The sequence below is a fragment of the Hominimerdicola alba 8 genome (assembly GCF_000178155.2).
GTDB classification, from domain to species: Bacteria; Bacillota; Clostridia; order Oscillospirales; family Ruminococcaceae; genus Hominimerdicola; species Hominimerdicola alba_C.
Genome location: NZ_ADKM02000117.1, coordinates 24,522 through 30,931, shown reverse-complemented (window position 1 = coordinate 30,931; position 6,410 = coordinate 24,522). Strand labels below are relative to the sequence as shown.

Below are 6,410 nucleotides of genomic sequence, written 5' to 3'. Positions count from 1 at the left end.
CGTTGGCTTGATGTTGTAGGTGTCGAACTTAAAGTCGTCCCCCACGCGGGGGACGTGGATTGAAATACCTTTATGCCGAACCTGCAAAGATTTTGCAAAGTCGTCCCCCACGCGGGGGACGTGGATTGAAATATCACGATTATCAAACAAACAACTTGAACAGCGCATGTCGTCCCCCACGCGGGGGACGTGGATTGAAATACGCCCGACAAGCGAAATGGTCAGATAATCTACAGGTCGTCCCCCACGCGGGGGACGTGGATTGAAATAACCCGCAAAAGACAAAGACCTCCCCGCATGGGTGGGTCGTCCCCCACGCGGGGGACGTGGATTGAAATTGGACTTCCTGTGGCACACTGAACGCCACGAACTGGTCGTCCCCCACGCGGGGGACGTGGATTGAAATTTACAATTTCGCCGCACTCATTGTCGGCGTAAAGTCGTCCCCCACGCGGGGGACGTGGATTGAAATAAGAACATTCCCTCAGCGCTTAAAGAGACGTTCTGTCGTCCCCCACGCGGGGGACGTGGATTGAAATGTAGTAAAACTGCCCGGTCTTCCTGTGCCTGCGGAGGTCGTCCCCCACGCGGGGGACGTGGATTGAAATAGCAAGCAAACTAAGAACGCTGTTATAGGAATACCGTCGTCCCCCACGCGGGGGACGTGGATTGAAATACATAGCTTGACCCGATTGCAAGGGTGGTAGATAGTCGTCCCCCACGCGGGGGACGTGGATTGAAATTTGCTTTAAGATGGCGGTAAACTTCTGCCACTTCTGGTCGTCCCCCACGCGGGGGACGTGGATTGAAATTCAAATACGGCGATACCCTTTTCGTCGGTCACTGGTCGTCCCCCACATGGGGGACGTGGATTGAAATTCCTGAACACGGCGAGGGAGCGACCTCAGCTCACGTCGTCCCCCACACGGGAATGTGGATTGAAATTGATAGAAACCACTGCTCTCTCGCATAACGACATTGTCGTCCCCCACATGGGGGACGTGGATTGAAATAAGCATCGCTGTACGCAGGAGTGCCGGAAATGTTGTCGTCCCCTACACGGGGGACGTGGATTGAAATTACGACATTCCTGCTCCCGGTGGCAGCGTGAGTGGTCGTCCCCCACGCGGGGGACGTGGATTGAAATTCTAGTATAGGCAAGCCCTCATCCTCAAACAGAGCGTCGTCCCCCACACAGGGGACGTGGATTGAAATATCGCTGTGACCACTAAGGACGGTCATGTGTTCTGTCGTCTCCTACATGGGGGACGTGGATTGAAATGCTCAGATAGTTGCACCGCTGGTAGTTGCATCTGGTCGTCCCCCACACAGGGGACGTGGATTGAAATTTCCCGACAAGCGGAGCTGCGATACTATCAAGGAAGTCGTCCACCACACAGGGGACGTGGATTGAAATCCTCCTGACCTAGCTTTATCGCGACCTTTTTAGGTCGTCGGAAACCAAATTTAATGGATACAGGTATACCAGACACGAGCCGCAGTGCTTCCTGCGATGATAAGATAATTTCTGCGCTGATAAACGAGTTTCTTGATACGCTGACGCAGAATAAGTGTGATATGTTCGTCAAGCGATACTGGTACGGTGAAAGTATAGAGCAGATAGCAAAAGAAATGGGTTTCACAAACAGTAAGGTAAAAACCACTCTTCACAGAACGAGAGAAGGTCTAAGAAAATTTTTAGAAAAGAAAGGGGTATCACCATGAACTATCGACATTATCAGCATTATCGAACTCTAATCGTACCGATGATGCTGATAGTTCATTTTTTCACATAGACCAAACTGCACTGAACTTGTCGTTCTCAACGCCGGAAGGATCTGTGTATCATTATACCGTACTGCCAACAAAAAGGACGGGCATTTGCCCGTCCTTAAGATTTTTTATTCTGCCGAAACTATGAAATCTACTTCGCCAAAGCTGAATACAACAGGTATGCAGTACGCAGGTTTCTCAAAAGTTATCTTGCTGCCTGTGATGGCTTTCTGCGGAGTCATAGTCAGTTCTGCGCCGCCTTCATTGGACTGGTTGACTGCAAACAGTCCGTTGACAACATTCAGGAATTCGCCCACAGTTTCATTCTCAAAGCCTGTGATATCGCCAAAAGTTTCACCTGCGAAGCGCTTTGCAAACTCAAAGTAAACGTCCTTGTCGGCGGTGATGCAGGTAACGGCATCATAAGTGCCTGTGATGCGTTGTTCGATAAGGTTCTCTGCATCAAATTCCCTGATGACCATTGCTTCCAGCGGAGTGAAATCACCGTCAATAAATCGTATGATATTCTTGAACATCATAGTCACATAATCAGTCAGCATTCGGGCATTGACAGCTTCTTCAAGGTGATAGAACTCGGTGACCAGCTTGCTCAGGCTTTCGTTTTTGCTGCCTTCAAGGTCGCTGTCGGTAAGTTCATTATCTGTCTTGTAGTCTTTTATCGCCTGCTCAAACTGTGCGTTGGTAAGCACGCCGTTGTTCACCAAAGTCTGACCCAGCAGCAGGTACTCGGTCGGCTGCTGAGATAACAGCTTCTCGACCTGGTCATCGGTGACATATCCCAGTTCTACCGCCAGGTCACCGAACCTTTTATCTACGCTTTGCTGAGTGATGTTTACATGCTCGACTTGGTCTGCGGTCATAAGACCAGCATTTATCGCCAGCACGCCAAGACGCATTCTTGTATGTTTTTTGTCTTCAAAAGCCTGTGTAAGGTCATCAGATGTGACCAGCTTTTTATTCAGCAGATATCCGCCAAAAAATTGTGCAAACAATTACAGCACCCCCTTAGCGGCGTTTTCAAGGATAGCTTTTGTATCCTCATCAGATATTGGCTTCTGCAAAAAGTCAGCAGCCCCCGCACGCAATGCCTCCTTCAGATGACCCTGTGTGCCGACACTTGAAGCCATAACGACCTTAGCATCGGGGTCAAACTCGATTATCTGCTTTAGCGCCTCGATGCCTGTTATTCTCGGCATGATAATGTCCATGAAAACTACATCGGGCTTATTCTCCTTATATTTAGCAACAGCCTCTTCACCGTCAGCAGCTTCGTATACCGCGCTGATGCCCAGTGCTGAGATAGTCATGCTCATCTTTTTTCTGGCGAACATCGAGTCGTCGCAGATAAGAACTTTCAAATCCTGTATAACCATATTATAAACCTCCCGTTACAAGAATAAGGTACCTGCGCGGCGGCAGATCGTACCTCGTCTTAATAATTCTAACATATTCCGTCATAAAAATCAACCATTTTTTATGCGTTTTTAATAGTGATTTTGCATAAATATTTCGGTATATTATTTTACCGAATACCACTTGACTTTTCTTAAAAAGTGTGGTATAATAATTATCTGTTAAGCCGTTGTGGCGAAATTGGCAGACGCAGCAGACTCAAAATCCACTCAACATTTTTTCACTGAGTAGATTTCCTGTCTACCACGATTTCAGTGATATTCCCGTCATTTCGACGTTTTAGCACTTTTGCACCTCGCATTTGGTAGAAAAAGTCTTGTACTTTTTCGTTTGAGCCTGAGATTTTTTCTACCAAATTTGATCTGTTTTTCAGATTTTCGGGTTGCAGTAACGGACTTTTTGTCTTGTGCGTTGTGTTTGTTTACAAAATTTAATAATTGCCGGTGTGATGGAATTGGCAGACGTGACGGATTCAAAATCCGTTGGTGGCAACACCGTGCGGGTTCGACCCCCGCCACCGGCACCATTGAGAGATCGCAGGTTCTTTAGTTAGAGCCTGCGTTTTTCTTTTCACCCTCGTTCTCATCTTCTTCGTCTCCGAGGGCATTGGAAATGACTTCCGCAGACGAGATCCTCGACTTGTAATCGAGGTGACTATAAAAATTGGCGGTAACATTAAAAGTTGAATGTCCGAGCCAGTCCTGAATTGCTTTCATGGATACTCCATTGGCAAGCAAAAGACTTGCACAGCTATGACGCAGATCGTGGAAACGCAACGGACGGAGTTTATACTTCTTGACAACTTCCTTGAAGTGTCTTGTCGCATACTCAGGTGTGATGATAGCACCGGTATTATCACGGCACACAAAGCCGTCAAAGGTTCTGTCAAAGTCACCCTTGAGCATCTGAGAATACTGCATTTCGAGTTTCAGCCTTTCTTTCAGCATCTTCTCAATATGTGGTATAAGTGGAAGTGTTCTTACGCTTGCTTCGGTTTTCAGGGTTTCATCTACTCTCAACTGTTCGTGACCGTCAGCATTGATGCTTGTCACTTTACGGCATACAGAGAGTGTACCTTTTTCCTATAACCCTGCCACTTGATCACAAACGGCTCTCCCGGGTCATGACAGCCAAAACCGCCGTAAAGAATATCTCTGAAAGCATTAAGATTATGTCCTGTCTTGAAACTGATGCCTTTGGTCATGATGAGGTCTATCTCATCAAAAAATCCTTCGATATTTGAAAATTTATTGCCATCTATTATGTAAGTCCTCATCATTACCACCTCAAAGATCATCGTATGTATCGGTATAGCAGGGTATAGGATAATTATACCATACTGCGGTCAAAAGGTCAATTGGCAGATCATTATTGCTCACAACCCAATGTGACATTCTTGTCAAAAAATATGAAACCTGTGTGAAAATTAGCACTCTCCACTTGACAGTGCTAATCAAGAGTGCTATAATATAGTCAGAACAAAGGAACAGAGAAGCACCAAAGGATCCGGGTGCTGAACCCTCCGTCCCCTTGCTCGAAGCAATGGAAACAATGTGACAAGTAAAAGGAGGACTGACCTATGTTATATCCAAGCATTTTCGGTGAAAACTTATTCGATGATTTCTTCAGATTCCCTGATTTCGGCAGAGATGTTGAGAAGAAGCTGTACGGCAAACACGCCGCCCAGGTCATGAAGACTGATGTTCATGAGCATGACGACCACTATGAGATCGTTATCGACCTGCCGGGATTCAAGAAAGACCAGATCAATCTTGAGCTTCAGAACGGTTATTTGACTGTCAGTGCCGCAAAGGGACTTGACAAAGACGAAAAGTCCAAGAAGGGCAAGCTGATCCGTCAGGAGCGTTACGCAGGCGCAATGCAGAGGAGCTTCTATATCGGAGATACTGTTACAGAAGCCGATGTTAAGGCTAAATTTGAGGACGGTGTTCTGAACATCTGCGTTCCGAAGGCAGAGCCTAAGAAGCTGGAGAATCACAAGTATATTGCAATTGAGGGATAATACCTCGCTAAGTTATGATCCCAAAATGATGCTCCCCGGAGCTGTTCGTATGAGCAGTTCCGGGGAGTTTGTTTTTATGTGATTTGAATGAATCATTATCCTGCCATATCAAACAGGCTCTTGAAATTCTTTTTGGAGAACGAGGTCAGCCGTCCGTTGCTCACCCTTTGCTCCGGCTGTTACTTCATCTATCACTGCTATGACCTCATAAAAACACACTTGTATTGTTATACAATAGCGGAACGGGAGTGTCAAGCATTGATCGAAACTTTGAATCCAATGGGTTCAAAGTCAGAATTATTTTACAGGCTTTCTTTTACCTGTTATGCTTTCGACCTCAAGGGCATATACAAGCGTTCTCGGTATCGCCGCCGTGCTGAACGGCATATCTTTTCCGTCATGATAATGTGCCATGAGCAGTTTCAGGGCAGGCAGTTTTTCCTCTTCCGACAGGATACGGATATGCCCTTTGCCAATCACGCTTTCGTATGCCATTGTGCAGTAGCCCTTGTCCTCAAAGTATTGCAGCTCATGTTTGCAGTCCATTTCAAAGGAAGCTCTGTTATCCTTTTGGATAAGCCCGACCTTGTAGCCCTCCAAAGCACTATGAAAATAGAGCGTGATCTTATCTCCGTTCACCGCCATACCGAAATTCAGCGGCAGAATGTACGGAAAGCCGTCATCATTCAGAGCAAGCCTGCATACATCGCAGTTTTTCATGATCTCTATGATCTCACTAAAATCAATCACTTCACGGTCTTTTCTTCTCATAAGCCGAATATCCTCATATCCTCGTCAACGGTTGTAATGCCTGCAATGCCAAAGCTGTCCACAAGAACCTTTGCCACATTCGGAGACAGGAACGCAGGCAGAGTCGGTCCGAGGTGAATATTCTTCACGCCGAGATACAGCAGAGCAAGGAGAACGATGACTGCTTTCTGCTCATACCATGAGATATTGTAAACGATAGGCAGATCATTCACATCGTTAAGCCCGAATACCTCTTTCAGCTTCAGGGCGATAAGCGCCAAAGAATAAGAATCATTACATTGTCCGGCATCGAGAACTCTCGGAATACCGCCGATGTCGCCTATGCTCGATGTACCTATGCCCGAAAAAGCTCACAGTGTAAATATTCATTGCAACAGCTCCTATTCACTTTTATTACCATATATTATAC

7 protein-coding genes, 1 tRNA gene, 1 pseudogene and 2 CRISPR repeat arrays are annotated in these 6,410 nt (G+C 46.4%); of the genes and pseudogenes, 3 read left to right on the top strand and 6 right to left on the bottom strand.

Going from position 1 to position 6,410, the window contains the following annotated elements:
• Positions 1-33 precede the first annotated feature (33 nt).
• Positions 34-879: a CRISPR direct-repeat array (repeat unit 33 nt; unit sequence GTCGTCCCCCACGCGGGGGACGTGGATTGAAAT).
• A 100-nt stretch (positions 880-979) separates the two neighbouring features.
• Positions 980-1,417: a CRISPR direct-repeat array (repeat unit 33 nt; unit sequence GTCGTCCCCCACGCGGGGGACGTGGATTGAAAT).
• Positions 1,418-1,470: 53 nt separating this feature from the next.
• A complete protein-coding gene (locus CUS_RS13915) occupies positions 1,471-1,725 on the top strand; it encodes an RNA polymerase sigma factor (protein WP_002851793.1) in 255 nt (84 codons plus the stop codon).
• Positions 1,726-1,901: 176 nt separating this feature from the next.
• Here CUS_RS13915 and CUS_RS13910 read toward each other — a convergent pair whose 3' ends face one another.
• Both CUS_RS13910 and CUS_RS13905 read right to left on the bottom strand, forming a co-directional pair.
• Positions 1,902-2,786: a chemotaxis protein CheX gene (locus CUS_RS13910; protein ID WP_002851776.1), complete on the bottom strand. Its 885-nt coding sequence runs from the start codon at positions 2,784-2,786 to the stop codon at positions 1,902-1,904.
• Positions 2,787-3,167 carry a response regulator gene (locus CUS_RS13905; protein ID WP_002851783.1) on the bottom strand — a complete coding sequence of 127 codons (381 nt, stop codon included), beginning with the start codon at positions 3,165-3,167 and terminating at the stop codon, positions 2,787-2,789.
• Between the two features lie 479 nt (positions 3,168-3,646).
• Between CUS_RS13905 and CUS_RS13900 the strand changes: the two genes are divergently transcribed.
• Positions 3,647-3,733: transfer RNA gene (locus tag CUS_RS13900), tRNA-Leu, on the top strand.
• Positions 3,734-3,752: 19 nt separating this feature from the next.
• Here CUS_RS13900 and CUS_RS13895 read toward each other — a convergent pair.
• Together CUS_RS13895 and CUS_RS13890 are read right to left on the bottom strand one after the other, a co-directional pair.
• A complete protein-coding gene (locus tag CUS_RS13895; protein ID WP_002851798.1) occupies positions 3,753-4,259 on the bottom strand; it encodes a site-specific integrase in 507 nt (168 codons plus the stop codon).
• Positions 4,256-4,483, bottom strand: coding sequence for a barstar family protein (locus tag CUS_RS13890; protein WP_002851797.1), 228 nt, complete (start codon positions 4,481-4,483; stop codon positions 4,256-4,258). Before CUS_RS13890 ends, CUS_RS13895 begins: the two co-directional genes overlap by 4 nt.
• Positions 4,484-4,786: 303 nt before the next feature.
• On the opposite strand from CUS_RS13890, the gene CUS_RS13885 reads away from it, so the two are divergent.
• The gene (locus tag CUS_RS13885; RefSeq protein WP_002851770.1) at positions 4,787-5,230 is read left to right on the top strand and encodes an Hsp20/alpha crystallin family protein; all 444 of its coding nucleotides are present in this window, start codon (positions 4,787-4,789) and stop codon (positions 5,228-5,230) included.
• A gap of 297 nt (positions 5,231-5,527) precedes the next feature.
• Here the strand turns inward: CUS_RS13885 and CUS_RS13880 are convergent, their stop codons facing one another.
• Together CUS_RS13880 and CUS_RS13875 are read right to left on the bottom strand one after the other, a co-directional pair.
• Positions 5,528-6,001, bottom strand: a complete 474-nt coding sequence (locus CUS_RS13880; RefSeq protein WP_002851777.1) for a pyridoxamine 5'-phosphate oxidase family protein — start codon at positions 5,999-6,001, stop codon at positions 5,528-5,530.
• A pseudogene (locus tag CUS_RS13875) lies at positions 5,998-6,327 on the bottom strand (hydroxylamine reductase); the annotation flags it as partial. The gene CUS_RS13880 and the pseudogene CUS_RS13875, both read right to left, overlap by 4 nt.
• Between the last annotated feature and the right edge of the window lie 83 nt (positions 6,328-6,410).

Bases quoted from the DNA above. Each gene is read 5' to 3' on its own strand.
- CUS_RS13915 (WP_002851793.1), top strand. From the start codon at position 1,471: ATGGATACAGGTATACCAGACACGAGCCGCAGTGCTTCCTGCGATGAT.
- CUS_RS13905 (WP_002851783.1), bottom strand. From the start codon at position 3,167: ATGGTTATACAGGATTTGAAAGTTCTTATCTGCGACGACTCGATGTTC.
- CUS_RS13890 (WP_002851797.1), bottom strand. From the start codon at position 4,483: ATGAGGACTTACATAATAGATGGCAATAAATTTTCAAATATCGAAGGA.
- CUS_RS13885 (WP_002851770.1), top strand. From the start codon at position 4,787: ATGTTATATCCAAGCATTTTCGGTGAAAACTTATTCGATGATTTCTTC.
- CUS_RS13880 (WP_002851777.1), bottom strand. From the start codon at position 6,001: ATGAGAAGAAAAGACCGTGAAGTGATTGATTTTAGTGAGATCATAGAG.